The following is a 26,172-nucleotide window of genomic DNA, read 5'->3' as shown; positions in this document are numbered from 1 at the left end:
CAAATAAACCGTCAGCAGCTCCGCAAAGCCACCAGCCGCAAATACTGATCCGAATGCAAAGGGTGAGTATTTATAACGGGCGCCAGATGTCCCCGCCGCCCAAGCCCGGCGAGTCCACTTCAGGAGGATTTTGACGGATGGCGGTTTTGCATTCCCCTCGGAAGTATGGTATGATGTAAAGTGAGTTACTTTGTTATCACGTTGGAGGTTAGTATGAGAATCAGAAGAATCACGACCATTCTGCTGGCTGTGGCGCTTTGTGTGACCATGATGCCGAGCGCAGCATTTGCCGTGGAGGGCGGAAAGACACCCCCCGAAGCGCCAAGACCAGACACTGTTGAAACCGCTGGGGAGGCAGAGATACAGACGGCAGAAGACCTGCTCGCAGAAGGCGAGCATGAGGAAGACGAGCTGCTTGTAACCTTCCAGGAGGGCACATCCAAGAAAAAAATCGGCAAGGTGATCGACGCGCAGGAAGCCACCTGCGAGGACATCCTGACGGTGGACGGGGACAAGACCGCCCGGATCACCATAGATGGCAGCGGCGAAGAGGCGCTGCAGAAGACGATGCAGGCATTGGCAGAGGACCCCAGAGTGGCGGAGGTCCAGCCGAACTACAGATACAAGCTTGCAGGGAAAGTCACGCAGGATCCATTCCTGGACAAGAAACAGGAAACGGCCCGCTACCAGTATCATCTGGAAACCGTCCATGCCGAAAAGGCATGGGAACTGCTGGAGAAAGCGGGACATGAACGGACCATCGTGGGCGTGGTGGACGGCGGGCTGGATCCCAGGCATCAGGACCTGCAGGCCAATCGTCAGAAGACCAAGGAAGGTGGCGAGGGTTACGTCTGGGTGCACCACGGAAAACCACAGAAGTCCATGGATGATCCGTCGGGTTTGGAAGGGCATGGCACCCATGTGACCGGGATCATCGGCGCCACCTACGGCAACGGGAAGGGCGGCAGCGGTGTAGCCGCAGGGCATAACAACGATCTGGTTAGGGTACTCACTGTGTGCGCCAGCGAGGACGGAATGAGCCTGACGACCTACGATATCGTGACCGCGATCCGCTATGCGGTCTCGAAGGGGGCCAGAGTCATCAACATGAGCTTTGGCGCTGTGGCCAGAGACCGGGTGGAGGAGAAAGCCATTCGGGAAGCCTTTTACGAGAAGGGCGTGGTGTTTACAGCGGCTTCTGGCAACGAAGGGGTGGATAGCCCCAGCATTCCTGCGGATATGCGGGAAGTGATCGCGGTGAACGCCTCCGATGCGGAGAACAGTACTTCCAGTTACTGGTCAGATTACGGATGGGAGAAGGATATCACCGCCCCCGGGAACAACATTCTCAGTACCTTGCCGGGAGACCGGTATGGTGTGATGAGCGGTACCTCCATGGCAGCCCCTGTGGCGGCGGCGGTGGCAGGGCTGGTGCTGGATGCGAGGCCGGATCTGACACCGGATCAGGTACGGAACATCCTCTGCGGCACCACTCGGCAGAACGGAACCTTCAAGCCGGAGACCACTGCCTACGGCATCGTTGATGCGGAGAAGGCGGTGCAGGCTGCCATGGATGCAAGCAAGGATGTGCCGGTAGATTCGGTGGCGCTGAAGCTTCCGGCAGGCAAGGCGATCCAGATGGAGACAGGTGAGGACCGGGGGCTGAATGCTTTGTGCCTGCCGGCGACCTCTCTGGCGCCCATGACCTGGCACAGCAACGATGAGACGGTGGTGACCGTAGACGACTATGGCAATCTGTATGCCACCGGCGAGGGCGAGGCTACCGTGACCGTCACCGCCGGCGGGAAGTCAGACTCCTGCAAGGTGGTGGTCCGCCAGGGGGTGGCTGCCACAGGTCTGACCATCCAGGGAATGCCGGAAGACGGGCAGATGGAAGTGGGGGAATGGCTGGCGCTGACAGCGGACTTTCAGCCAGAGGAACCCTCGATCAGTGATCTGAGCTGGTATTCGGATAACGAGAAGGCGGTCATCGCCCACGGAGATGGATTTCTGGAGGCGGTCGCGCCAGGCACGGCGACGGTGAGAGTGGAAGCGGCAGGCGGCAAGGTCAGCGCATCCTGCAAGGTGCAGGTGAAGGCCATGGCCACCAGGCTTCAGTTCACAAAGACGTTGCCCTGGCTGTTCGTAGGAGAGAAGGGCGTGTTCGCCGGGCGTCTGCTGGACATGGATGGCAAGGCCGATGTGGCGCACAAAGCCATCACCTGGTCCTCCACCAACCGGAAGGTGGCCAGCGTGGAGAAAAAGACAGGAAGGATCCGCGGACTGCGCGCTGGAAAGTTCTTTGTGAAGGCGGAGAACTTTGACGGCTCTGCGGTGGCCACCAGACAGGTGATCGTGGCGAAGCGGAATTACGCCGGCAAGGCAGACTACAACCTGCGCCAGACCGGGAAGAAAAAGAAATCCCTCACCATCAGCTGGAACAGGATCCCGGTTGCCGCCGGGTACCAGATCCAAAAGAAGGTAAAGACCGGGAAGAAAAGCTGGAAATGGAAGAACGTCAGGTCCGTGAAGGGAACCGTCTCCTCAGCCAAGTTCAAGGGCAAGGGGAAGAAACAGTTCCGCGTACGGGCATACTATAAGAAAAACGGAAAGACCGGGTTCTTCGGCTGGTCCAACGAGCTGAAGGCGAAGACCGGCAAGGGCAAGAAAGCCAAGAAGGCCAAGGCTGCCGGCAAATCCAAGAAGGCCGGAAAGACCAAGAAAGCAAAGAAATCCAAGAAGGCCAAGAAGGCCAGCGCTCGGGCTACAGCCTGGAATGTGCGCAATATCCGCGTCGGCAAGCAGGTCATCCGCGGTGTGGATGACGATCTGACCGTCATGAAGCAAAAGGTGCAGGAGTTTCTGGACATGACCTACGACAAAGTCGGGAAGCGGGAGACCTACTCCCCGGAGGTCTGGGCGGAGATCAACCGCGCATATAGAGAGACGTCTGTCAGGATCCGAAACGCCAGGAAAACATCCGACCTGATCGAGGACGTGTTCATGGGATTTGCGATCCTGACGGATGATATTGCGGATGGCGCGATCAGGATCGACAGGCTGTCCGGCATGAACGTCCAGGTATACAGGGGCAAGTCTGACCTGCGCGCGTTGCAGAAGGACCTGCAGATCGAACTGAAGAAAGCCAGGAGCGAATACTCACGGGAGGAGTTTAATGACTTCTACTGGGACGTATGGCAGGACAAGCTTGATCACGTGGCAGAACAAGTCAACGCCATCACAAGCGCCGCTGCCGCCAAGCGTCTGACCTCGGCGGGAACCCCCGTGAAAGCCAACACGCTGGATGCCTATCTTCAGGCAATGGTGGCAGTAGAGACACTGGAGGATTTTGAGATAGAAGATATTTCAGGCGAGGAAGAAGAGCAAGAAGAGGAAGAGGAAGAAGTCGATCCTGTCTACGAGGATGAGGACGACGACCTCGATCCTCAGCTCAGCTGGTATTTCCGGCCGATTCCGGAAGGAGAGATCTATACCAAGAGCACGGTGGCGGAAATTCGGAAGATGTATGAGAGATCCCTGCGGGAGTATGTGAAGACCGGGCTCCCTGCCTACGGCTACAAGGGGAAAACCTCTGCCTTCGATAGTATCATCAAGGCCTGCGTCAAGGACATGGCCGCAAGGCAGGATGTCGTGAGCATCTACAACCGGGCGGAACAGGCCTTCCACGCCATCGACAAGAAGTCCGGGATCAACTTTGGGGCGTTTCAGGAGGCGACGTACGCCAGCAAGATCCGTATGCGTGACAGGATGAAGGACTGGTTCACGATGCATTACAGGCAGCAGGACTACAGCAAGAAGGGCTGGAGCAAACTGACCATGATCCTGATGGAATCCAGGGCGAAGGTTCGCGATTGCTTCCTGGAGAAGCAAGTTACCGAGAAGCTTTTCACCGAATACAAAGCCCGCATGGCCAAGGTGGAAACGAAGAAGCAGGAGCACTTCAGGATCACCACCCGGAAGAAAGGGAAGGGCAAGATCACGGCAAGCGCCTCTGTGAAATGGGGGCAGACCTTCACCGTGAGGATGAAGGCAAAGAAAGGCCACAGGATCAAGTTCCTGAAGGTGGATGGAAAGAAGATCAAGAAAGCCGCAGGAAAGAAGTCCTATGCGTACACCTTTACCAAGGTGAGCAGTGCACATACGGTGTATGTGAAGTTCAAGTGATATAATTGCGAGAAAGGGAACGGGATGAAGATCAACGTAGAAGGGATCGAGACAGAATATAAGATCACGGGACCGGAGGTGTCGGCGGATGATACGGCACCGGAGACGATGGTGATCCTTCAGGGATGGGGCACAGACATGGGTCTCTATGACTCCGTGGCGGAGGCTTTGTCAGATCGGATGCGGGTAGTACAGTTTGACTTCCCCGGGTTCGGCGGCACGCCGGAACCGCCGGAGGCATGGCCGGTAAAACGCTATGCTCAGTGGTTCCTCCATCTCATGGAGGCGCTGAAGATCCAGGAGGCAAGCCTGATGGGGCACTCCTACGGAGGTCGTGTCATCATTGAGCTGGCATCCAGAGACGATCTGGACTTTCGGATCCGGAAACTGCTTCTGGTGGACAGTGCAGGGGTCATGCCACAGCGATCCAACGAGCAGAAGTGGAAGGTGAAGAAATACAAGGCCATCAAGAAACTGGCGGGACTTCGCCTGTCGCGAATGCTTTGTCCTCAGCTTATCGAGGAATGGCAGAGTCGGCAGGGGTCGGCGGATTATCGAAACGCCACGCCGCTGATGCGAAACGCGCTGGTGATGGCCGTGAACTACGATCAGCGCGAGCTCCTGCCGAAGATCAGACAGGAGACCCTGCTGGTCTGGGGGAATCTGGACACGGCGACGCCTCTTTCCGATGGGGAGACCATGGACCGTTTGATCCCGGATTCCGGGCTGGCGATCATCAAGGGCACAGGCCATTACAGTTTCCTGGAGCGGAAGGATGTGTTTCGGAAGATCCTGGAGGTGTATTTCCCGGCAGAGGACAGCGGAGAGAAGACCATGGATTCACCCGCGATGGCAGAGATGGCGGAGTCGCCCGCAACACAGGAGGAGGCTAGGAAGTGATGGAGATTTTCGCAATCATAACGGGGATCCTGACGATCCCGGTGGTACTGCTGGCGGGCAGGTACAATCTGCACATGTTCCAGCTGAATACCTATATGAATGGAGAGCAGCGAGCATGGCTGGGGAAAAACCACGGCAGGCAAAGGATGCTTCTGGTGCTGCTGGTGCTGGGAGTCCTGAACCTGATTCGGCCTACCTGGGTTGGGCTGGTGCTCCAGCTGTTAGCGGCACTGATCGCCTGGCGGTTTTTCCTGTACCTGAAACAGATCAACACCAAGAAGGACCTGGTATATACCGCCAGGGTGAAGAGGATGATCGCAACGGCTGCCGTGCTTTGTGTGCTTCTGCCTCTGATCCTGGTGCCTCTTCTGGGGTGGTCGGCTCTTGCGGGAACTGTAGCCATCGCGGCCGCGGCGCAGTTCGTGATCTTCATGGTGGCCAACACCCTGAACAAGCCTATCGAGGCTTCGGTGCGGAACTGGTACATCAATGACGCCAAGAAGAAACTGGACAGCATGCCGGACCTGACGGTCATCGGCGTGACAGGAAGCTACGGCAAGACCAGTCTCAAGTTCTATCTGCAGACACTGCTGCAGACCCGGTACAATGTGCTGGTGACACCGGCCAGCTACAACACTCCCATGGGGATCGTGATCACCGTACGGGAACACCTGCGACCGGGGCATCAGATCTTTGTGTGCGAGATGGGGGCACGCTATGAGGGGGAGATCAAGGAAGTCTGTGACATCGCAAGACCTGATCACGGAGTGATCACCTCCATCGGTCCCCAGCATCTGGACACCTTCCACGATATGGAGACCATCGTCCGTACCAAGTTCGAACTGGCGGATGCGCTGCCCAAGGATGGCATGCTCTTCCTCAACGGTGACAACCTGTACATCGAGTCGAACGCGGATCGATATGGGAACGTGACCTTCTACCGCAGCGAGTCTGACGGGACAGGTTATCGGGCCAGTGATCTCTCGCTGAGCCAGTCCGGCACAAAGTTTACTGTCACGGCCCCCTCTGGCGAGTCGGAGGTGTTCCAGACGAAGCTTGTGGGCGCCCATAATGTGATCAACATCACCGGAGCCATCGCAGTTGCCCACAAGATGGGAATCCCTCTGGCAGAGTTGCGTGTTCCGGTGCGCCGGATCCGTCCGGTGGCCCACCGTATGGAAATGAAGGAGAAGGATGGGGTGACCATCATCGACGATGCTTACAACTCCAACCCGGTCGGCTCCAAGGCCGCAGTGGAGACCATGAAACTGCTGGACGGCGTGCGGATCCTGATCACGCCGGGCATGGTAGAATTGGGGGACGACGAGGAGGAGTACAACTACAAGTTCGGCACCTATGCGGCGGCCAGCTGTGACTACGTCTGTTTGATCGGGCGCAGGCATACCGAACCCATCCGGCGGGGACTGCTGGACAGCGGCTTCCCGGAGGAGCACCTGCGTGTGTACGAAAACCTGGAGGATGCCATGTCCTATGCGCGGAGCATTCGGGACGAAGGCCATAAGTTCATCCTTCTGGAAAATGACCTGCCAGATAACTATTGAGACCTAACCCCATTTGCGAAGCAAATGGATGGTAGGTCCAACGTCAGGGTTGCCCAAGAACGCGAGCCGAAGGCGAAGGGGTCTTGGCAGCAACCTACGGCGAGAGACCGGCGAGAGGAGACTACTGAATGAAATGGAACATCGCAGTCATGTTTGGCGGCGGATCGGTGGAACACGAGGTTTCCGTGATCTCTGGCATCCAGGCCATCATGCATCTAGACAAAGAGAAATACAACGTGGTGCCGGTATACATCACCAAGGACAGTGAGATGTTTGCAGGACCGGATGTAGGCAACATCGAGGCTTATCGAGATATCCCGGGGCTGTTGAAACGGTCCCAGCGGGTGTTCTTCTTCCGGGAGGCAGGTGAGGTATATCTGCTGCCCTACCCTGTGAAGCGCAAAACCAAAGGGACACGCATCGATCTGGTGCTTCCGGTGGTCCACGGCAAGAAGGTGGAGGACGGAACGCTGGCCGGGTATCTGCGTATGCTTGGCGTTCCATTTGTGGGTTGTGACGTAGGAGCATCTGCCCTTGGTATGGACAAATACGCCTCCAAGGTAGTTCTGCGAGAAGCAGGCGTACCAGTGCTGGATGGGATCTGTTTCAACACGGCGGACTACGCGGACATCGACTCCATCGTAGAGAAGACGGAGGCGCGTCTGGGTTACCCGGTGATCGTCAAGCCGGTGGATCTGGGTTCCAGCGTTGGCATCAGCGTAGCCCGGGACCGGGCGCAGCTGATCGAAGCCATCGACGACGCCTTCACCTACGCCCATATCATCCTGATCGAGCATGCCATCATGCAGCTGAGGGAGATCAACTGCGCGGTACTGGGGGATGATGGAAACGCCATTGCCTCTGAGTGCGAGGAACCTCTGCACACCGACGAGATCCTCAGCTACAAGGACAAGTACCAGTCCGGTGGATCCAAAAGCGGCGGTTCCAAGGGCATGGCCGGTGTTTCCCGAAAGATTCCTGCAGAACTGACACCGGAGCAGAGAGAGGAAATCCGACAACTGGCTGTCCGAGGATTTCAGGCACTGGGCTGCAATGGTGTTGCCCGCATCGATTTCATGATCGACGAGGAGACCGGCAAACTGTATTTCAACGAGATCAACACCATTCCGGGGTCCCTGGCCTTCTATCTGTGGGAACCCCTGGGGATTGAATATCCGGAACTATTGGATCGCATGGTTGCGTTGGCAATGAAGCGCGTCCGGGAAGAGGAAGCGACCACCTTCAGTTTTGATTCCAACCTGTTGGATAAGGGCGCGCTGGGCGCCAAAGGAAGCAAGAAATAGTGTGTCAAGGTGTGTCAAAGGGGTGTGTCAATGGGGACGGTTCTTTTTGACACACTTCACAGGGAAAGTGTGTCAAAAAGAACCGTCCCCTTTGACACACCCATGGTGGAGGTGAGATGTATGTTCTTGACACCGAAACTGAAATGGTATATAGCCAAGCTCGTCTTACGGGTGGGCATCGTGGCCGCAGTGCTGGCGCTGTACCTGCTGCGTAGGCATTGGCTGCTTTCCATGATGCACCAGAACATTCGCTATGGAGTGACTCCCATCCATGTGCTCTGGCTGATCTTTATGGGGATCATGCTGATGCACCTCTTCCCTGGAAAACTGCGATCCATGGCTTTGTTGAAGATGAAACAGGACACCTACATACCGGTAGAAGGCTACTCGGAGCTGGAACTGCTACGCTTTGTGCAGGATCAGAATCAGAAGGCGTGGAAGGTGCTTCTGGTGTGGCTGTTCTTCAACGCAATCTGGGGCGTCCTGTATCTGTTTGGCATCATCGGGGAGCTGGAACTGCTGCTGTTATCCACTTTCTACTTCCTGTGCGACTACATATGCATCCTGTTCTTCTGTCCCTTCCAGACGGTGATCATGAAGAACAAGTGTTGCGTCAACTGCCGGATCTACGACTGGGGACATTTCATGATGTTCACCCCTATGCTGTTCATTCGAAATTTCTTCAGTTGGTCGCTGTTCTTCACTTCTCTGGTGGTACTGATCCGATGGGAGATCGTCTACGCCAAACATGCGGAGCGATTTTGGTTCGGTTCCAACAGGATCCTGCAGTGTGCTCGCTGCCAGGACGGCACCTGTCACATCAAACAGAAACTCGCAATCGGGAAAGGAGACACCCAATATGAATAGGAATAGAAGACTTTGTGCGGCGATCACTGCTTTGTGCGTGGTAATGCTGACGCTGGCACTGGCCGGCTGTGGTGGGCACAAAGCCGACAAGCAGGAGGAGGAGAAAGCCCCCGCGGCGGCAGACCCAAAAGCCGTTGTCACGGCAGCTTTTGATGCTCTGAAGAAGAGTGATTTCAAGACTGCGCAGAAATATATGCCGGACCTGGACACAGACCAGCTGAAGAAGGCAGGTGAGGACGAAGGGAACATGCTTTTTATGGGCCTGATGAGCCGGGCGCTGGAGAACATGGAGTACACCATCAAGGATGTGAAGGAAGAAGGAGAACAGGCAAAAGTTTCTGTAGAGGTTACCAATCTGGACACCGCTTCCGCTGTGGAGGAGTTCTATACGGCCATGGTGGATGCCATCGTAGAGGATGGAAATGCGGACGGTGAACTTTCGCCGGAGAAAATGGACGAGATTCTGAATGAGATGACGGATCAGCTGAAGGAAGAGAAGAAATTCAAGAAGGCCACCATCGAACTTACGGTAAAGAACAATAAGTTCGGGGTGACCACAGACCAGTTGGATAAGATGCTGGGAGGGCTGCTGACAGTAGGAGAGAAGATGAACGAGTAAAGGTATTGGTCGAAAAGTGTATTTTTGGTTGGCAACCCGCCCTGCGCTGATGTATAATTATCTAAAAGGAGTTGATAGTATGGAAACTTTGATTATGACGAGATTCAGAACAGTTGACGATGCTATGGCCGTCTACGGTTCGCTGACCGATAATCCGCATACTGAGCAATACCTCATTTCTCAGCAGATCGTGATGGAGAAGGGACATGGGAGCATGAAGGTCCTTGAGCGGTACAACGCCGGAGTGGGGAATCCCACAGAATCCACGTTGGCCGGTATGATGGAGGATCTGATGGGAGCCCTGTCCGGCCCGTTGGGGCCGATCCTCATGGGGAGCGAGGGGTTCATCACACCGCGCCGGGGCACCATTGACAGTTCCGATGTGCATGGGGAATACTCCATGCTGGAACAGATCCTGGCTTTCGTGAGGCTTAACGGTGTATTCCTGATCACCATCCTGCAGGAGGAGGATCCTGCAGCCATCAACGCGGTCCTCAGCAAGTACGACACAGGTGTAGTGCGCTTTGATGCCGCTTATGCCAAGACAGAAGTGGAGTACGGACGCAAGATCGAGCGCAAGCTGAAGAGAGAGGCCATCAAGCTGGCGAGAGCGCGCCGCGGCGAGCGGTACGAGGATCGTACGGACGAGAATCGGACCAATCTTCAGCGTAAGTTCGATGAGCTTCGCGGATAGGGCTGGCGTGTGACCGAAAACATGATTCAAGGGATGTCCCAAAAGACTGGAGAATGCCGTCTTTTGGGGCATCTGCTTTTTTGGTGGGCCTGTGACCGACTGTCTTGACGATACCCTCTGCCTGTGCTATAGTGGAGTAAAGTGTGAATGAACGTTCACAAGAATGAGTTAGGAGGCACCTCATGGCATACGATGGATTTGCAATAGATAAATATGTGGATGCGGATCGGGTCACAGCAGAACTGGATGCGTTGATCAGACAGCCGATCTTCTCCATAAATCGAGAGAAACTGAAGGAATATGAGGAAGAGTACTTTGAGAAGAAGTGCCCTCGTTCGAAGGCGATGATCGAGGAAGCCCGGGAGGTCATCCCCGGGGGCGTGCAGCACAACCTGGCATTCAACTACCCCTTCCCCATCGTGATCACCAAGGCGGAGGGGGCGAAGCTCTATGACCTCGATGGGAACTGGTACTACGACCTTCTGCAGGCCGGCGGTCCCACCATACTGGGCAGCAATGACCCGGTGGTACGCCAGGCGGTGAAGGAACTGCTGGATACCTGTGGCCCCTCTACGGGACTGTTTCATGAATATGAGTACAAGTTGGCGGCCAAGATCCGGGAACTGGTGCCCAGCGTGGAGAAGTTTCGCATGCTGGGGAGCGGCACAGAAGCCTGCATGACTGCCCTTCGTATCGCAAGGCTGGCAACCGGTCACAAGAACGTGCTGAAGATGGGTGGAGCCTACCATGGCTGGTCGGACCAGCTTGCCTACGGAATCCGGATCCCCGGCACCAAGGGCATCATGAGCAAGGGGATCCCAGGCTTTGTGTTCCGGCACACCGATGAGTTCTTCCCCGGTGATCTGGATGACCTGGAACAGAAACTCAGGCGGAACAAACGTCACGGTGGCACGGCGGCAGTGTTTATCGAACCAATCGGCCCGGAGAGTGGCACCAGACCCGTGAGCAAAGTCTTTGTGCAGGGTTGTGAGAAACTGGCCCACAAGTATGGCGCTCTCCTGGTCTGTGATGAGGTGGTGTCAGGGTTCCGTATCGGCACCGGTGGAGCCCAGAGTTATTTTGGCATCGACCCGGATCTGACCATATTCGGAAAGATCATTGCGGGAGGGTACCCGGGAGCAGGTGGTGTTGGCGGTCATGCGGATGTCATGGCGCACCTGGGCGCGGGGCTGGATTCACAGGGGAAGAAGATACCCAAGGCGCTCTGCGGGGGTACCATGGCGGCGACACCCCTATCCTGTGTGGCTGGATACACGGCTATCTGCGAGATCGAGAAGAGGAACGCCTGCGAGAAGGCTGGGAGAATGGGTGACCGTCTGACCAGGGGTCTCCAGGCACTGATCCAGAAGTACGACTTGCCTTTTGTCGCGTTCAACCAGGGATCTGTGTGCCATCTGGACAGCGTGGGCACCATGCATTATGCCATCAATTGGAAGCGTCCGTGGGAACTGCCAAAGCTCCTGAAGGAGACCGGCATTCGGCAGAAAGAGATGGAATACATGGGAGCGGCGTACATGGCAGAAGGAATCATTACGTTAGCGGGTTCCAGACTCTACACCAGCGCGGCCTACGACGAAGAGATGATCGATGACGTGCTCCGGCGCTTTGAGCGGGTGCTCGCTTGTTGCGAGAGGATCGACTAGGGAGCATGCCATGCAGAAGAAGTTGACGGAAGAAAAACAAAGAGAGATTCTGGACGCCGGGGTGCAGGCTTTTTCGGAGAAGGGACTGGAGAAGACCACCATGAACGATATTGCCCATCGGGCTGGTATCAGTGTGGGTGTTCTCTACAAGTATTATAAGGATAAGGACGATTTCTTCCGGGCCTGCGTGTACTGCGTGGTGGAGGAGATGCGGCAGTTCCTGGAGGAGATCACGAGGGAGCGCACAAAGCCTCTTCTGCAGGCGAAGGCGCTGATCACCAAAAGCCGGCGTCTGGCGGAGGAAAAGCGGCCGTATTTCCGACTCTATCTGGAGATGGCCCGTAACCAGAGTCTCCCTCGGGAGCTGATCCATGACATAGAGGGGTATCCTGCCCGGATCTATACGGATGCGATCCGGGACGCACAGCAGAGGGGCGACATGCGGAGGGATCTGGATCCGGCGCTTTTGGCCATGTGCTTTGACGACCTCCTGAAGATGCTCCAATTCTCCTATGCCAGCCCGTATTTCGAAGAGCGGGCACAGGTCTACGGGGGCGAGCATGCTCTGGAAGAGGACTGGCTCACAGAAGGGATGCTCCGGTTCATGGAATCGGCGTTCACCCTGGAGAGCGGAGACATCAGACATCGGGAGGAAACACCGGCAGACGCGCCGGCAGATTGCAAGCGGGAGGCGTAAGATGGCTTACATATTGGCATATGATATAGGGACGACGGGGGTCAAGACGTGCCTGTTCGATGTGGATGACTGTATCTCCCTGGTGGCGGACGCAAGTCAGGGGTATCCTTTGTATGTGCTGGAGAATGGCGGTGCGGAGCAGGATGCCGAAGACTGGTGGCGCGGTATGTGTGAGAGTACGAAGGAGGTACTCCGAAAGAGCGGTGTGGAGTGTGCTGTGATCAGGGGCCTGTCGTTCTGCTCCCAGATGCAGGGGCTGGTACTGGTAGACCGGGAAGGGAATCCGGTGCGGCGTCCCATGAGCTATATGGACCAACGCTCCGGCCAGGAACTGACTGCAGGCATTGCTCACGGTGTGCAGATCGCCGGGGCCAACGTCCGTAAGCTGCTCCCCAGCCTCTGGATCACCGGAGCCGTATCCAGCAGTGTGAAAGATCCCGTGTGGAAATACAAGTGGGTGGAAGCGCACGAGCCGGAACTCTTTCGGAAGGTCTACAAGTGGCTGGACGTGAAGGATTACCTGATCAGTCGCTGCACAGGAAACTTTACCATGACCCGGGACAGTGCCTTTGGGACACTGCTGTACGACAACCGACCGGAGCACGGTGAGTGGAGCGCCAGGCTTTGTTCCATGTTCGGTGTCGACAGGGAGCATCTACCGGAGATCATCGACGCGACCGATGTGGCGGGGGCTCTGACGAAGCAGGCAGCAGCGGAGCTAGGGCTGGCCCCCGGAACTCCTGTGTTTGGAGGGGGCGGTGACAGCAGCCTCATCGGCGTGGGAGCAGGAAGTGTGGAGGTGGGCGATACGCACATCTATTCCGGGACTTCGGGTTGGGTGATCACAGTGATGGATCACCGCATGGTGGACGTGAAGTCGATGATCGCCGCCATCACGGGAGCACAGGAAGGAAGGTACAACTACTTCGCCGAGATGGAGACGGCGGGGAAGTGTCTGGAGTGGGTGAGGGATCATCTGGCACTTGACGAGATCGGGATCTATCTCAAGAAAAAGGACGTTTCGGAAGGCTACGAAGCGCAGAGCGTCAGTCTGTATGACTACATGATGGAAACCATCCGGGAGGTTCCGCCAGGGTCTGGCGGCGTGCTCTTTGCGCCATGGCTCCACGGGAATCGCTGCCCCTTCGAGGATGCGGGGGCAACGGGGATGTTCCTGGGAATTAGGTTGGAGACCGGAAAAACAGAGATGATACGCGCTGTGCTGGAAGGAGTTTTCTATCACCTGCGCTGGATGCTGGAATGTCAGGAACGGAAGGTGAAGACCTCCGATCCGGTGCGTTTCGTGGGAGGTGGCGCCCTGTCTCCGGTCGCCTGCCAGATGTTGGCGGACATCCTGGGGCGTCGTGTGGAAACGGTGGAACGCCCGCAAAATGTGGGTTCTGTGGGAGCTGCGGCAGTGGCGTCGGTGGGGTTGGGGCTGATTCCAACGCTGGATGCGGTGAAGAGTTTTGTGCCGGTGGCAGCCACCTATGTGCCCGATCCGGCCAGGCACGAGGCCTACGAGCCTTACTACAAGGCATTCCGCAGCCTCTACCCCTCCAACAAAGTCCTGTTTCATGCCCTGCAGTGTGTCAGAAGGGACGGTTCTTTTTGACACACTCTTGCCTGTTGATGTAGGATATGATAGAATTCAGTTAGTTATGACGTGTCGTGGGAGGATAGGCAATGATACTGATCAAGGAATTTGAGTTCGACGCGGCGCACAACCTGATCAACTACCATGGGAAGTGCGAGCGGCTTCACGGCCATACCTATAAGCTGGTGGTGAAACTTGAGGGAACACGAGACCACGAGGACATGCTTTATGATTTCGTGGAACTTAAGAATCTGGTAAAAGAGCAGGTGCTGGTGGAGTTCGATCATCATTATATCAACGACTTTATCCAGCAACCCACTGCAGAGAATATCGCCGTCTATATCTGGAACAAGCTGGCACCGTTAGTGAAACGAGAGAATGTCCGGCTTTATGAGATCGAGGTCTGGGAAACCAAGACTTCTGGCATCGTTTACAACGGAGAGGAAGCATAATGAAAGACGTACAGAGTCAGATCGACGAGAGGGATGTATCCTTGGACCAGGTGGGGATCAAGGATTTTGTGTTCCCCATGCAGATTCGCAACAAGCACGGCGAGTGGAACAGCACCGCCGCCAACATCGGCCTGTTCGTAGGGCTGCCTGCCACCCAGAAGGGTACCCACATGTCTCGCTTTGTGGACATAATCCAGAAGAACCGGAAGATGGACCTGAAGCATATGCGCAGGATTCTGGAACAGATCCGTGACAGACTGGAGGCGGAGACCAGCTACATGGTTCTGAAATTTGATTATTTTATTGAGAAATATTCGCCGGTGACGAACATACCGTCGCTGGTCAACGTGAAGGTGGAGTATCGAGCCTCTCTGGTGGGGGACGAGTGCACATTCGACATGAAGGTGATCACGCCGGTGACCACTCTGTGCCCGTGCTCCAAGGAGATCTCAGACTACTCTGCTCACAATCAGAGGGCAGATGTTTCTATTGATATCTGCAGCAACAAGTTCCTGTGGATCGAAGACCTGGTGACCATAGCGGAGAACTCCGCAAGTTCGCCCGTCTACTCTCTGCTGAAAAGACCGGACGAGAAGTACGTGACGGAGCACGCCTATGACAACCCACGGTTTGTGGAGGATGTCTGCCGGGAGGCCAAGCTGCAGGTCAGCCAGCTGCCGGATGTGGATCATTTCACCATTGAAGTGGAGAGCTACGAGAGTATCCACAACCATTCGGCATATGCGCGGGTGAACGGCTGAGGCGACAAGGCCAGAGAGCAGCACAAAGCCGGGGTGACTAGGACGGAGAGTCGCGCACAAAGCGGGGGCACGGGAGAGTGTCCCGGAAACCTTGTGGCATTAGTCGCTAATATTTGCGATTAATGCCATATAGTATTGGGAATACATTAAGGAGATTGGAGCATGAAGCATCTATTACTGAAGGATGGCACGCTGAAGGAGTTCCGGCGCATGGAGATGATGGGTATCATCAATGTTACGCCGGATTCTTTCTATGAGGGGTCCCGGGCCGGGAGCATCGATGAGGCGCTGGCGAAGGCGGAGCAGATGATCCGGGAGGGGGCGGCATTCATCGATGTGGGTGGCGAATCCACCAGACCGGGCGCAGCCCCTGTGGATGTTCCGGAGGAGATCAGCCGGGTCTGTCCTGTGATCGGGGAGATCAAGCGTCGGCACCGGGAGGTGCTGGTGTCAGTGGATACCTACCATGCGGTCACGGCAGAATCCGCTATCGAGGCTGGGGCTGATATTATCAATGATATTTCAGGCCTGACGTTTGACGCCGCAATGGGACATGTGGCGGCGAAGTACAGGACGCCGGTGATCCTCATGCATACCGCCGGCCGGCCGGAGGATATGCAGAAGGATCCCCGCTACGAGGACGTAGTGCAGGAGGTGTATGATTTTCTGGCGGCGCAGATCGAGTACGCTGTGAACTGCGGTGTGGCCCGGGAGAGCCTGATGATCGATCTGGGCATTGGATTCGGGAAAACCTACGAACATAATATGGCTTTGCTTGCAAATATTGACAAGTTTGCAGCGTTGGGGGTGCCACACCTGATGGCGGTGTCCCGGAAGTCCTTCATCGGTAAGGCCCTGGAAGAGGATGACCCCGCGGACAGACTCTTTGGAACCGTGGCTTTGTCCGTCTATGGGGCGGAGCACGGTATCGCCGCGGCGAGGGTCCACGATGTGAAGGCGAATCTGGACGCGGTACGCATGTGGGAGACGCTTCGGGACATACCATGCCAGATCGGACGTGCCTCTGAGGCGGAAGCGCGTGAGGAGGCAGAAGGAGGCAGGCGATGAAGGCGATCATTGCGCTGGGGTCCAACATGGGAGACCGGCAAGGCTATCTGGAGGCGGCACAGACCGCCATCGAGGAGAGAGTCGGGCATATCGCAGCACGCTCTTCTGTTATGGAGACGAAAGCCTATGGGTATACCGACCAGGACGATTTCCTCAATATGGCCGTCGAGGTGGAAACAGCAATGGAACCCCATGCCATGCTCCGGGAACTTCTTGCCATCGAGGCAGATCTGGACCGGGTACGGCTGATCCACTGGGGTCCGCGGACCATTGATCTGGATGTGATCTACTGCGAGGACAGGATCATCAATGACGAAGAACTGAAGGTACCTCATCCGGATCTAGTGAACCGGGAATTTGTTCTCAGGCCGGTGAGCGAGATCGCGCCCGAGTTGGTGGATCCACTGCGAGGTAAGAAGGTGGAGGAGTTGCTGGCAGAGTGTGTCAAAAAGAACCGTCCCCTTTGACACACTTTAGAGGAGGATATTATGAAAGGAATTATTTTGGCGGCGGGGAAGGGAACCCGGTTGTATCCGATCACGTTACCGGTGTGCAAGCCTTTGTTGCCGGTGTACGATAAGCCGTTGATCTACTATTCGCTGTCGACGCTGATGCAGGCAGGGATCCGGGAGATCCTCATCATTGTGCCGCCAGGAGAGGTGGGGACATTTCAGGACCTTCTGAAGGATGGCTCTCAACTGGGGGTCCACATCGAATACAAAGAGCAGATGGTGCAGCGAGGGATCGCAGACGCGTTTATCGTAGGAGAAGAGTTCATCGGACAGGATTCTGTTTGCCTGGCGCTGGGTGATAACATCTTCTACGGGCCGGGGTTCCGGCAGAAGCTTCGCCGGGTGGTCAGAGAACTGGACCGGGGCGCTGTGATCTTCGGGTACTATGTGCAGGATCCCCGTCCTTTCGGCGTGGTAGAATTCGACGACAGCGGGAAGGCTTTGTCCATCGAGGAGAAGCCGGCGCAGCCGAAATCCAATTACATCGTACCGGGACTGTACTTCTATGACAATGACGTGGTAGAGGTTGCCAAGACCATCGAGCCCTCTGCCCGTGGCGAGTTGGAGATCACAGCGGTGAACAACGTCTATCTGGAAAAGGGACAGATGCAGGTGGTGCCGCTGGGCAAGAAGCATTCCTGGTTCGATGCGGGAACGGCGGACAGCCTGTATCATGCAGCGGGAGAGATCAAGTCCGCCCAGCGAAGCGGTGTCATGATCGGGTGCCTGGAGGAGATCGCGGTGCGAAACCACTGGATCACCGTGGATCAGCTGCGGGAGATCGCCCTTTCCATGGAACAGACGCAGTACGGGAAGTACCTGCTGGGAGTCGTGGACGATCTGCTGGAGGAATAGAGACGAGAGGTCGCGCTATGAGAGGCGCGACCTTTTTGTATCTTTTTTTGGACAGATTGATGCGGACAAACGAAGAATGTGATATAATAATTAGTTGTTAATAAACGTGTATATCCAAAAGGAGACAGTATGTATACGATCAAAGACCTATATGACCTGGAACGCACACTGGCAGCAGAGTATCTGGCCCAGTATACGTATCCCTGGGAAGCCCTGAAGGGAATCAAGGACCTGATCCTGCAGTTAGGCCCGACCCTGGGGGAGGAATACGAAGAGAGAGAAGAACACGTGTGGGTGCATAAGTCTGCTAAGGTATATCCGACAGCATATCTGGGAGCACCTTGCATCATCGGGCCGGACACAGAGGTGCGCCCGGGAGCATTTGTCAGGGGATCCGCGCTGGTGGGACGTGACTGCGTAGTGGGGAATTCCACCGAACTCAAGAATGTGATCCTCTTCGACCACGTGCAGGTGCCTCACTATAACTACGTGGGAGATTCCATTCTGGGATATCATGCGCACATGGGCGCAGGATCGATCACCTCCAACGTGAAGGCAGACAATAAGAACGTGGTGATCAAGGGCGACGGCGAGCAGGCGGAGACCGGTCTTCGCAAGGTAGGGGCCTTCCTGGGGAATTATGCGGATGTTGGATGCAACGCGGTCTGCAATCCGGGAACGGTGATCGGGCCACATACCAACGTCTATCCCACCACCTGTGTTCGCGGAGTGATTCCGGCGAATTCCATTCTGAAAAACAGCGGCGATGTCGTCAGCAAACACGAGTAAAGGAGAAACAGCATGAGAGTAGTGATTCAGGACAACTATGATAAGATGAGCAAGTGGGCAGCGAACTACATCGCTGCAAAGATCAATGGACATAAGGAAGAGAGGCCTTTCGTTCTGGGACTTCCCACAGGATCCTCCCCTATCGGCGTGTACCAGGAGCTGGTGCGTATGAACAAGGCCGGTGAGGTTTCCTTTGCTAACGTAGTGACCTTCAACATGGACGAGTATCTGGGATTGCCCCATGAGCACGATCAGAGCTACTGGTATTTCATGCACGACAACTTCTTTGACCATCTGGTGGACATGAAACCGGAGAACATCAACATCCTCAACGGCATGACCGATGATCCGGAAGGCGAGTGCGCAAGATACGAGGAGAAGATCGCCAGCTACGGCGGCATCGACCTGTTCATGGGCGGAATCGGTGTGGACGGCCACCTTGCTTTCAACGAGCCATACACCTCTCTGGCATCCCGCACAGGTGTCAGAGATCTGACCACCGACACCCGCATCGTCAACTCCCGTTTCTTCGGCGGAGATCCGGAGAAGGTACCGGCACAGGCTTTGTCTGTAGGGATCGGCACCGTCACCGACTCCAAGGAAGTCCTGGTGCTGATCAGCGGCCACAACAAAGCAAGAGCCCTGGCGGCTACCGTTGAGGGCGGCGTGAGCCAGAAGTGGACATGCTCCGCACTGCAGATGCACAATGCCGCTATCATCGCCTGCGATGAGGAGGCATGTGGCGAACTGATGGTGGATACATACAAGTATTTCCTGGATATTGAGAAGAAGGAGAGACTGTAATGGGTAAATATTTCGGAACCGACGGCTTCCGCGGAGAAGCCAACAAGACCCTGAACTATGAGCACGGAATCAAGATCGGCCGTTTTCTGGGATGGTATTACGGAGCACGGCTGGAGAAGAAAGCGAAGATCGTCATCGGTAAGGACACCAGACGTTCCAGTTACATGTTCGAGTATGCGCTGTGCACAGGTCTGATGGCCTCCGGCGCAGACGCATATATCATGCACGTCACCACCACGCCTTCGGTGGCGTACATCACCAGAGTGGATGATTTCGACTGCGGGATCATGATCTCTGCTTCTCATAATCCGTTCTATGACAACGGCATCAAACTGCTGAACGGAGACGGCGAGAAGATGGAAGAAGAGACTCTTCTGGAAGTTGAGAAGTACATTGACGGCGAGATCGAGATCCCCATGGCAGAGCGGGAGAACATCGGCCGCACCGTAGACTACGTGGCCGGGCGGAATCGCTACATCGGTTATCTGATCTCCATGTCCAAGTACAGCATGAAGAATCTGAAGGTGGGGCTGGATTGCGCCAACGGAGCATCCTGGGCAATCGCAAAGAGCGTGTTCGATGCGCTGGGTGCCAAGACCTATGTGATCAACGCAGAGCCGGATGGTACCAACATCAATGCCGACTGCGGGAGCACGCATATCGAGCACCTGCAGGAGTTCGTTGTGGAGAATGGTCTGGACGTGGGATTCGCCTACGATGGCGATGCGGACCGCTGTCTCTGTGTGGATGAGAAGGGCAATGTGATCACCGGTGACCACATCCTGTACATCTACGGCCTGTACATGAAGGAGCGCGGAAAGCTTCTGAACAACAAGGTCGTGACCACGGTCATGAGCAACTTCGGATTATATAAGGCCCTGGACAAGGTAGGCATCGAGTACGAGAAGACCAAGGTGGGCGACAAGTACGTCTACGAGAACATGGTACAGAACGGCCACCGCATCGGCGGAGAGCAGAGCGGCCACATCATCTTCACCAAGTACGCCACCACCGGAGACGGCATCCTGACCTCCCTGAAGATGGCAGAGGTGATTCTGGCCAAAGAGAAGCCCCTGAGCGAGCTGGCGGCACCGGTGGTGTTCTACCCGCAGGTGTTGAAGAACGTCAGAGTACACAGCAAGCCTGAGGCTCTGAATGACGAGCACGTCCAGTTGGCTGTGAAGAATGTGGCGGATGCGCTGGGAGACAGAGGCCGCATTCTGGTCCGTGAGAGCGGTACCGAGCCCGTGATCCGCGTCATGGTAGAGGCGGATACCGAGGAGATCTGCGAGAAGTATGTGGATTACGTGATCCAGGTCATCAAGGCCAAGGGACACGTTGCTGAGTAGAGGTACAGCGGAGAGAAAGAGAATGGGTAGAACAGTTCTATTGACGGGGGGAGCCGGGTTCATCGGCTCTCACACCGCAGTCCAGATGATCGAGGCGGGCTATGAGGTTGTGATTGCTGACGATCTCTCTAACAGCGAGCGTTCGGTGGTGGAGAGGATCGGGGAGATCACGGGAACGATCCCGATCTTCTACGAGTGCGATGTGGCACACAAAGCCTCCCTGGAGCAGATCTTCCGGGAGCACAAAATCGACGGAGTCGTTCATTTCGCCGGGTTCAAGGCTGTGGGAGAGTCTGTGGAGAAGCCATTGGCTTACTACCGCAACAACCTGGACACCACACTGACCCTGCTGGAGACAATGGGGGAGCACGGGGTGCATGATTTTGTGTTCTCTTCGTCGGCGACGGTATATGGTATGTCGGAGGATGTGCCGTTTACGGAAGAGCAGCCTACGGGAGGGTGTACCAACCCCTACGGCTGGACCAAGTATATGATCGAGCAGATCCTGCGGGACGCCGCAGCAGCTGACCCGGCTTTGTCCGTGGTGCTGCTCCGCTACTTCAATCCCATCGGCGCGCACGAGTCGGGGCTGATCGGGGAGAAACCAAACGGCATCCCAAATAACCTGATGCCTTATATTACTCAGGTGGCACAGGGGATCCGGGAGCAGCTATCTGTCTTCGGGAATGACTACCCCACCCACGATGGAACTGGGGTGAGGGACTACATCCATGTGGTGGATCTGGCCGATGGGCATGTAGCGGCGCTCAGGTACGCGGCGGAGCACAAAGGCTGTGAGGTGTTCAATCTGGGGACAGGCAACGGGTATAGTGTGCTGGACCTGGTAGAGGCCTTCCGAGAGGTGAACCATGTGGACGTTCCCTATGAGATCGCACCGCGCCGGGCGGGAGACATCGCTACCTGCTATGCCGATACCCAGAAGGCAGAGTCGGTCCTGGGATGGAAAGCCAGCAGAGGCGTGGAGGAGATGTGCCGGGACGCCTGGAACTGGCAGAAGAACCAATAGAAAGACAGAGAGAAGAACCCCGCAGGATGGCGGGGTTCTTTTTATGAGTGGAAACTCTTGCATTTTTCTTGGATTTGAGTTATATTATTGTTACCTGCATTTGTGGGTTTGCGATAAGAGGAGCGTGTAATGACAGATTTTCATACACACATTCTGCCCGGGATAGATGACGGAAGTCGCGATTTGGCGATGACCCGCGGGCTTCTTATGGCGGAAAGAGAACAAGGGGTGGAGAGAGTAATCGCCACGCCACATTTTTATGCTTACAAAACCCCCATTGAGTCTTTTTTGAAGCGGCGAAATCGTTCGCTGGAAACCGTTCTGCAGAGGATCGAGGGGGCACAGCTCCAGATGGCGCAGGAGCGACCTGGGCCGGAGGGGCTCCCGGTGATCCGGGTCGGTGCGGAGGTGTATTTCTTTCCCGGGATGGGGAAGGCTTCCAAACTGCCTTACCTCTGTATCAACGGGACCAATGTGATCCTGATCGAGATGCCCTTCCAGCAATGGAAGGAGGAGATTCTTACAGATCTCCGGGACATTCTCCAGAGACAGAGACTCCGGATCGTGCTGGCACACGTGGAGCGCTATTTGGAGTTCCAGAAGGACAGAGGCGTGTGGGAGCAGGTTTTGGCTTTGCCGGTGACGATTCAACTGAATGCAGGGAGTTTTTTGAAGGGCTGGTCCAAGCGCAGATTCTGCATTCGGACGTTGCAGGAGTATGAGAACGTGATCCTCGGCAGCGATTGTCACAATCTGGATACGAGGGTCCCTAATCTGGCAGCCGCCAGAGCAGTGATCGAACGGAAGTGTGGTGCAGAGCGCCTTGCGCAGATAGACCGGACGATGGGAGCACTTATATAATGAGAAGACATAGCAAAATCAAGATCCTCTTCGGGATCCTGATCGCGGTGATACTGATCACAGCCTTTGGGGTCGGCCTATATGTGTACGAGAATTATGGAAATGACCGTGGTGGACGAGGGAGTCAGAACCTGGATAAGGAACTGAAATTCGGAGACAAGACCTACGAGATCTCCCATGATATAGAAGCCTATCTTCTGATCGGTACGGATGACAGCATGAAAGAAGAGGCAGAAGAGACCGGAGAATACATTGGCGGTATGGCCGATTTTCAGCTGCTGTTCGTAATGGACAGAACGGCAAACAAGTATGGGTTTCTGCAACTGAACAGGGATACGATCACAGATGTCAGCCTGCTGGATGAGAACGACAAGATGTTATCGGAATCAGCGCTGCAGATCTGTATCTCCCATACGTATGGAAGTTCTCCGGAGAAGAGCTGCGAGAACACAGAGAAGGACGTCTCGGAATTTCTGGGAGGTATGCCCATTGATGGCTATTATTCGATCAGTATGCATGACATTCCTCTTCTGAATCAATCAGTTGGAGGCGTCCGACTGACCATACAAGAGGATCTGACCGTTGTCGATCCCGCCTTCAGGGAAGGTGCGACGCTGACGTTGTCCGACAAACAGGCAGAGAAGTTCGTGCGCGCCAGGATGTCAGTTGGTGACGGGGAGAACACCTCCAGGATGCAGCGACAGCTTCAGTTCATGGAGGCCTACAAGAAACAAGTAAAAGAACGCAGTAAGGACGACCCGGCGTTCGTCAACGACCTTTACAATCAACTGAGAGAGGTGGCCGTGACGGATATCCCCGGGAACAGGGCCTCTGCGATTGCTAACTTCATGTACAAGGCTGACGACAGAGGCATCCTCCAGTATGAAGGTACCAAGGAGGAAGGAGACACCTTGGGAGATGGTGAAATACATGCGGAATTCTATGCAGATGAGGAATCCGTTATCAAGGCACTTAAGACCCTCTGCGGAATCGGAGAGAATTAGAACGAGGAGAATAGACTAGATGAATCAAGAGCTTGAATTCAATTCAATGAACCAGGAAGATCGTGAGGTCGAGATAGACCTTCTGGATCTGTTCTACTACTACAGAAGCAAGATCATCCTGATCATTGCGGCGTTTGTTGTGGGCGCAGTGATTGCGGGTTGCGTGACACACTTTCTGATCGTCCCCAAGTACACGGCGACGTCCACCATGTATATGGTATCTTCGTCCAGTGGATCGGTGGTGGACCTGTCCGACCTGAATATAGGAGAATCCCTGTCTCAGGACTATGTGGAACTGATCAAAACCAGACCGATCCTGGAGGAGACCATCGACGATCTGAATCTGGACTATAACTATGAGGAATTGCTCGGGATGCTGGATCTGTCTGTAGTAGCCAACACCAGAATTATCAAGATCGGTGTGACCAGTGAGGATCCGGTGGAGGCGAAGAACATCGCCAACGACATTGCCAACAAGGCAGAGAAACAGCTGCCGAAACTGATGGATGCTCCCAAGCCAAACATTGCAGAGTACGCCATCGTTCCGCAGCACAAGAGTTCGCCCAGTCTGACCAAGAACACGATGATCGGCGCGCTGCTCCTGATGCTGCTCGTAATGGCGGTTTTGACAGTGACTTATCTGATGGATGATACCGTCAAGACGGCAGAGGATGTGGAGAAGTACTTCGGCTTCATGCCGCTTACAGTGATCCCGGAAGGAAAGATCGAGGGGATGGCTCCGGAGATCGGTGCCCAGAGAGTCAAGCGGCATAGGATCGGAGATTGGCTGAGACGCAGGAGGAAGAAATTATGAATAATTATGTGAAGTTCGGAGCAGAACCGGTTCTTCCTTATGCGATCGAGGAAGCGATCAACCGGCTCAGGATCAACATCAGTTTCCTGGGCAGCGAGGTGAAGAAGATCATGATCGTCAGTTCTGAACCAAATGAAGGAAAGAGTTTTGTGGCCATGAACCTCTGGAAACAGATGGCTTTGTCTGGCGAGAAGTCGATTCTGGTGGATATGGACATGCGCAAGTCCACCATGAAGAGCGTCTACGCTCTATCCAGGGAGGATGGAAGGGAATTGAGAGGAACCTCTCATTTCCTGGCCGGAAATAACGAGATCCTGGATGTGGTGATGCATACAGACATCCCGGGCGGTGATCTTCTGCCGAACGTGGACAACATCGTCAATCCATCCATGCTGCTGGAGAGCCGCAAGCTGGACTTTATGATGAAATTCATGGAGATCAATTATCGCTACGTGTTCCTGGACGTTCCGCCCCTGGGGCTGGTGTCAGATGCAGAGCTTCTGGGGAACAAGTGCGATGGAGCGATCCTCTGTGTACGCTCCGGGGTAACGCCCCGGTCCGTTGTCCGAAACTCCCTCAGGCAACTGCAGCGTGCAGGCTGTCCGGCGCTGGGGATCGTTCTGAACCGGGTGGAGGGCACCCAGGGGGGATATTACCACAAGTACTACGGGAACCACTATTACTACGGTTCCAAGGATCGATAGTATCTTTGGACATCCTGTCCGGAGTTGCTATATATATTTAATTTAAGAAAGGAGGTGAAATCACCGATGGGCAAGAATATCGCACGAAAGGCACTTTGCATGATTCTGGCACTGTCCCTGGTTCTGGGAACAGCAGCAATGGCATTTGCAGCAGGCAGTCCGAACAAGAATCTGATTCCTAAGGAAACAGCTACTTATGTCAAGACCGGTGGAAGCAACGTGGCAATGAAGGAGGTCACCAAGAACCAGAAAGCTCTTCTCTATGACGGAAAGGTCCAGGATCCGAAGACCAAGAAATGGTACAAGGTCGCCAAGATCAACGCTGGCGCATTCTCCAAGGCAACCAAGCTGAAGGTTCTGAAGATCAAGTGGAAGCATCAGGTCACAGTCGACAAGAAGGCTTTCAAGGGTCTGAGCAAGAAGCAGATCAAGAAGATCAAGGTCAAGGTCACCAAGAAGATGTCCAAGAAGAACTTCAAGAAGCTGAAGAAGCAGCTGAAGAAGGCTGGAATCAAGAGCAAGAACATTAAGAGAGTCAAGCTGTAATCAACTGACCTGATCTTATGACGAGAAAACTGTCATTTGGGCGAGCTCACCTGATGACAGTTTTTTCATTTGGGGCATATTCCCCACGGCCCCTTTTTTGGAGGAAGGCTTTGTGCAAAAAACGCTTGTCAAACACCGGACAAACGTGTATAATATATAGGCGTGTTTGATACGGGCACGTGAATCTCTGCGCTGTGCGTAGATGCAGCGCCATTTAGTCCACAGGGAGGTGAAAACATGACAAATTACGAATTGATGTTCATTATCAATCCTACATTGGAGGAGGAGAAGAAGAACACTGTCGTCGAGATGGTTCAGGGAATCATCACAGATAACGGCGGTGAGGTCTCCAATGTCGACGTCTGGGGCATGAGAAAGCTCGCATATCTCATCGAGAAGAAGTCCGAGGGATACTACGTAGTGATCGAGTTCAAGGCGGGCACAGATCTGCCGAAGGAGCTTGACAGAAGACTGCGTATTTCCGATAACGTGATGAGACACATGATCATCAACAAGGATGCCAAATAAGCAGTGAGG

The 26,172-nt window shown here is 55.1% G+C and carries 25 protein-coding genes; all 25 read left to right on the top strand.

Annotation, left to right across the window (positions count from 1 at the left end; genetic code table 11):
• Positions 1-213 precede the first annotated feature (213 nt).
• The 25 genes from P156_RS0107400 (at position 214) to rpsF (ending at position 26,163) form a co-directional block, all read left to right on the top strand.
• Positions 214-4,185, top strand: coding sequence for a S8 family serine peptidase (locus P156_RS0107400; RefSeq protein WP_027869574.1), 3,972 nt, complete (start codon positions 214-216; stop codon positions 4,183-4,185).
• A gap of 24 nt (positions 4,186-4,209) precedes the next feature.
• Positions 4,210-5,085 carry an alpha/beta fold hydrolase gene (locus P156_RS12005; RefSeq protein WP_051600807.1) on the top strand — a complete coding sequence of 292 codons (876 nt, stop codon included), beginning with the start codon at positions 4,210-4,212 and terminating at the stop codon, positions 5,083-5,085.
• Positions 5,085-6,647: a UDP-N-acetylmuramoyl-tripeptide--D-alanyl-D-alanine ligase gene (gene murF / locus P156_RS0107390; RefSeq protein WP_034802369.1), complete on the top strand. Its 1,563-nt coding sequence runs from the start codon at positions 5,085-5,087 to the stop codon at positions 6,645-6,647. Before P156_RS12005 ends, murF begins: the two co-directional genes overlap by 1 nt.
• Before the next feature lie 128 nt (positions 6,648-6,775).
• Positions 6,776-7,951, top strand: coding sequence for a D-alanine--D-alanine ligase family protein (locus tag P156_RS0107385; RefSeq protein WP_027869572.1), 1,176 nt, complete (start codon positions 6,776-6,778; stop codon positions 7,949-7,951).
• A gap of 120 nt (positions 7,952-8,071) precedes the next feature.
• Entirely contained in the window at positions 8,072-8,818 is a 747-nt protein-coding gene (locus P156_RS13340; protein WP_027869571.1) for a hypothetical protein, read from the top strand.
• Positions 8,811-9,437 carry a DUF4878 domain-containing protein gene (locus P156_RS0107375; RefSeq protein ID WP_027869570.1) on the top strand — a complete coding sequence of 209 codons (627 nt, stop codon included), beginning with the start codon at positions 8,811-8,813 and terminating at the stop codon, positions 9,435-9,437. The genes P156_RS13340 and P156_RS0107375 overlap by 8 nt, the downstream gene beginning before the upstream one ends.
• Before the next feature lie 79 nt (positions 9,438-9,516).
• A complete protein-coding gene (locus P156_RS0107370; RefSeq protein WP_027869569.1) occupies positions 9,517-10,131 on the top strand; it encodes a hypothetical protein in 615 nt (204 codons plus the stop codon).
• A 182-nt stretch (positions 10,132-10,313) separates the two neighbouring features.
• The gene (locus P156_RS0107365) at positions 10,314-11,795 is read left to right on the top strand and encodes an aspartate aminotransferase family protein (protein ID WP_051600805.1); all 1,482 of its coding nucleotides are present in this window, start codon (positions 10,314-10,316) and stop codon (positions 11,793-11,795) included.
• A gap of 10 nt (positions 11,796-11,805) precedes the next feature.
• Positions 11,806-12,492, top strand: coding sequence for a TetR/AcrR family transcriptional regulator (locus tag P156_RS0107360; protein ID WP_027869567.1), 687 nt, complete (start codon positions 11,806-11,808; stop codon positions 12,490-12,492).
• 1 nt (position 12,493) lies between these two features.
• Positions 12,494-14,107 carry an FGGY-family carbohydrate kinase gene (locus P156_RS0107355; RefSeq protein ID WP_034802364.1) on the top strand — a complete coding sequence of 538 codons (1,614 nt, stop codon included), beginning with the start codon at positions 12,494-12,496 and terminating at the stop codon, positions 14,105-14,107.
• Positions 14,108-14,178: 71 nt separating this feature from the next.
• Positions 14,179-14,541: a 6-carboxytetrahydropterin synthase QueD gene (queD, locus tag P156_RS0107350; RefSeq protein WP_027869565.1), complete on the top strand. Its 363-nt coding sequence runs from the start codon at positions 14,179-14,181 to the stop codon at positions 14,539-14,541.
• A complete protein-coding gene (gene folE2 / locus P156_RS0107345) occupies positions 14,541-15,302 on the top strand; it encodes a GTP cyclohydrolase FolE2 (protein WP_027869564.1) in 762 nt (253 codons plus the stop codon). The genes queD and folE2 overlap by 1 nt, the downstream gene beginning before the upstream one ends.
• 162 nt (positions 15,303-15,464) lie before the next feature.
• Positions 15,465-16,370 carry a dihydropteroate synthase gene (gene folP, locus P156_RS12000; protein WP_081818498.1) on the top strand — a complete coding sequence of 302 codons (906 nt, stop codon included), beginning with the start codon at positions 15,465-15,467 and terminating at the stop codon, positions 16,368-16,370.
• Complete coding sequence (folK, locus tag P156_RS0107335; RefSeq protein ID WP_027869563.1) at positions 16,367-16,837, top strand: 2-amino-4-hydroxy-6-hydroxymethyldihydropteridine diphosphokinase; 471 nt, start codon at positions 16,367-16,369, stop codon at positions 16,835-16,837. Before folP ends, folK begins: the two co-directional genes overlap by 4 nt.
• Positions 16,838-16,858: 21 nt before the next feature.
• Positions 16,859-17,737 carry a glucose-1-phosphate thymidylyltransferase RfbA gene (gene rfbA / locus P156_RS0107330; protein WP_027869562.1) on the top strand — a complete coding sequence of 293 codons (879 nt, stop codon included), beginning with the start codon at positions 16,859-16,861 and terminating at the stop codon, positions 17,735-17,737.
• A gap of 129 nt (positions 17,738-17,866) precedes the next feature.
• A complete protein-coding gene (locus P156_RS0107325) occupies positions 17,867-18,526 on the top strand; it encodes a UDP-N-acetylglucosamine pyrophosphorylase (protein WP_027869561.1) in 660 nt (219 codons plus the stop codon).
• A 12-nt stretch (positions 18,527-18,538) separates the two neighbouring features.
• Positions 18,539-19,330 (top strand): glucosamine-6-phosphate deaminase, encoded by a 792-nt coding sequence (nagB, locus tag P156_RS0107320; protein WP_027869560.1) that lies wholly within the window; start codon positions 18,539-18,541, stop codon positions 19,328-19,330.
• Complete coding sequence (glmM, locus tag P156_RS0107315) at positions 19,330-20,679, top strand: phosphoglucosamine mutase (RefSeq protein ID WP_027869559.1); 1,350 nt, start codon at positions 19,330-19,332, stop codon at positions 20,677-20,679. Before nagB ends, glmM begins: the two co-directional genes overlap by 1 nt.
• A gap of 22 nt (positions 20,680-20,701) precedes the next feature.
• Positions 20,702-21,706: a UDP-glucose 4-epimerase GalE gene (gene galE / locus P156_RS0107310; protein ID WP_027869558.1), complete on the top strand. Its 1,005-nt coding sequence runs from the start codon at positions 20,702-20,704 to the stop codon at positions 21,704-21,706.
• A 129-nt stretch (positions 21,707-21,835) separates the two neighbouring features.
• The gene (locus P156_RS0107305; RefSeq protein ID WP_027869557.1) at positions 21,836-22,567 is read left to right on the top strand and encodes a CpsB/CapC family capsule biosynthesis tyrosine phosphatase; all 732 of its coding nucleotides are present in this window, start codon (positions 21,836-21,838) and stop codon (positions 22,565-22,567) included.
• Positions 22,567-23,571, top strand: coding sequence for an LCP family protein (locus tag P156_RS12865; RefSeq protein ID WP_027869556.1), 1,005 nt, complete (start codon positions 22,567-22,569; stop codon positions 23,569-23,571). Before P156_RS0107305 ends, P156_RS12865 begins: the two co-directional genes overlap by 1 nt.
• A gap of 19 nt (positions 23,572-23,590) precedes the next feature.
• Positions 23,591-24,385 carry a YveK family protein gene (locus P156_RS0107295; RefSeq protein WP_051600803.1) on the top strand — a complete coding sequence of 265 codons (795 nt, stop codon included), beginning with the start codon at positions 23,591-23,593 and terminating at the stop codon, positions 24,383-24,385.
• A complete protein-coding gene (locus tag P156_RS0107290) occupies positions 24,382-25,089 on the top strand; it encodes a CpsD/CapB family tyrosine-protein kinase (RefSeq protein ID WP_081818497.1) in 708 nt (235 codons plus the stop codon). The genes P156_RS0107295 and P156_RS0107290 overlap by 4 nt, the downstream gene beginning before the upstream one ends.
• A 66-nt stretch (positions 25,090-25,155) precedes the next feature.
• Positions 25,156-25,635, top strand: a complete 480-nt coding sequence (locus P156_RS0107285; RefSeq protein ID WP_027869553.1) for a hypothetical protein — start codon at positions 25,156-25,158, stop codon at positions 25,633-25,635.
• Positions 25,636-25,872: 237 nt separating this feature from the next.
• Positions 25,873-26,163: a 30S ribosomal protein S6 gene (rpsF, locus tag P156_RS0107280; RefSeq protein WP_027869552.1), complete on the top strand. Its 291-nt coding sequence runs from the start codon at positions 25,873-25,875 to the stop codon at positions 26,161-26,163.
• The last annotated feature ends 9 nt before the right edge of the window (positions 26,164-26,172 follow it).

The organism is Eubacterium sp. AB3007 (genome assembly GCF_000688015.1).
GTDB lineage: Bacteria > Bacillota > Clostridia > Peptostreptococcales > Anaerovoracaceae > Aminicella.
The sequence above is the reverse complement of the archived record's forward strand: the minus strand, read 5'-3'. Positions and strand labels throughout refer to the sequence as shown.

Excerpts from the sequence above, each read along its gene's own strand:
- P156_RS0107400 (WP_027869574.1), top strand. The coding sequence starts at position 214 with ATGAGAATCAGAAGAATCACGACCATTCTGCTGGCTGTGGCGCTTTGT.
- P156_RS12005 (WP_051600807.1), top strand. The coding sequence starts at position 4,210 with ATGAAGATCAACGTAGAAGGGATCGAGACAGAATATAAGATCACGGGA.
- murF (WP_034802369.1), top strand. The coding sequence starts at position 5,085 with ATGGAGATTTTCGCAATCATAACGGGGATCCTGACGATCCCGGTGGTA.
- P156_RS0107385 (WP_027869572.1), top strand. The coding sequence starts at position 6,776 with ATGAAATGGAACATCGCAGTCATGTTTGGCGGCGGATCGGTGGAACAC.
- P156_RS13340 (WP_027869571.1), top strand. The coding sequence starts at position 8,072 with ATGTTCTTGACACCGAAACTGAAATGGTATATAGCCAAGCTCGTCTTA.
- P156_RS0107375 (WP_027869570.1), top strand. The coding sequence starts at position 8,811 with ATGAATAGGAATAGAAGACTTTGTGCGGCGATCACTGCTTTGTGCGTG.
- P156_RS0107370 (WP_027869569.1), top strand. The coding sequence starts at position 9,517 with ATGGAAACTTTGATTATGACGAGATTCAGAACAGTTGACGATGCTATG.
- P156_RS0107365 (WP_051600805.1), top strand. The coding sequence starts at position 10,314 with ATGGCATACGATGGATTTGCAATAGATAAATATGTGGATGCGGATCGG.
- P156_RS0107360 (WP_027869567.1), top strand. The coding sequence starts at position 11,806 with ATGCAGAAGAAGTTGACGGAAGAAAAACAAAGAGAGATTCTGGACGCC.
- P156_RS0107355 (WP_034802364.1), top strand. The coding sequence starts at position 12,494 with ATGGCTTACATATTGGCATATGATATAGGGACGACGGGGGTCAAGACG.
- queD (WP_027869565.1), top strand. The coding sequence starts at position 14,179 with ATGATACTGATCAAGGAATTTGAGTTCGACGCGGCGCACAACCTGATC.
- folE2 (WP_027869564.1), top strand. The coding sequence starts at position 14,541 with ATGAAAGACGTACAGAGTCAGATCGACGAGAGGGATGTATCCTTGGAC.
- folP (WP_081818498.1), top strand. The coding sequence starts at position 15,465 with ATGAAGCATCTATTACTGAAGGATGGCACGCTGAAGGAGTTCCGGCGC.
- folK (WP_027869563.1), top strand. The coding sequence starts at position 16,367 with ATGAAGGCGATCATTGCGCTGGGGTCCAACATGGGAGACCGGCAAGGC.
- rfbA (WP_027869562.1), top strand. The coding sequence starts at position 16,859 with ATGAAAGGAATTATTTTGGCGGCGGGGAAGGGAACCCGGTTGTATCCG.
- P156_RS0107325 (WP_027869561.1), top strand. The coding sequence starts at position 17,867 with ATGTATACGATCAAAGACCTATATGACCTGGAACGCACACTGGCAGCA.
- nagB (WP_027869560.1), top strand. The coding sequence starts at position 18,539 with ATGAGAGTAGTGATTCAGGACAACTATGATAAGATGAGCAAGTGGGCA.
- glmM (WP_027869559.1), top strand. The coding sequence starts at position 19,330 with ATGGGTAAATATTTCGGAACCGACGGCTTCCGCGGAGAAGCCAACAAG.
- galE (WP_027869558.1), top strand. The coding sequence starts at position 20,702 with ATGGGTAGAACAGTTCTATTGACGGGGGGAGCCGGGTTCATCGGCTCT.
- P156_RS0107305 (WP_027869557.1), top strand. The coding sequence starts at position 21,836 with ATGACAGATTTTCATACACACATTCTGCCCGGGATAGATGACGGAAGT.
- P156_RS12865 (WP_027869556.1), top strand. The coding sequence starts at position 22,567 with ATGAGAAGACATAGCAAAATCAAGATCCTCTTCGGGATCCTGATCGCG.
- P156_RS0107295 (WP_051600803.1), top strand. The coding sequence starts at position 23,591 with ATGAATCAAGAGCTTGAATTCAATTCAATGAACCAGGAAGATCGTGAG.
- P156_RS0107290 (WP_081818497.1), top strand. The coding sequence starts at position 24,382 with ATGAATAATTATGTGAAGTTCGGAGCAGAACCGGTTCTTCCTTATGCG.
- P156_RS0107285 (WP_027869553.1), top strand. The coding sequence starts at position 25,156 with ATGGGCAAGAATATCGCACGAAAGGCACTTTGCATGATTCTGGCACTG.
- rpsF (WP_027869552.1), top strand. The coding sequence starts at position 25,873 with ATGACAAATTACGAATTGATGTTCATTATCAATCCTACATTGGAGGAG.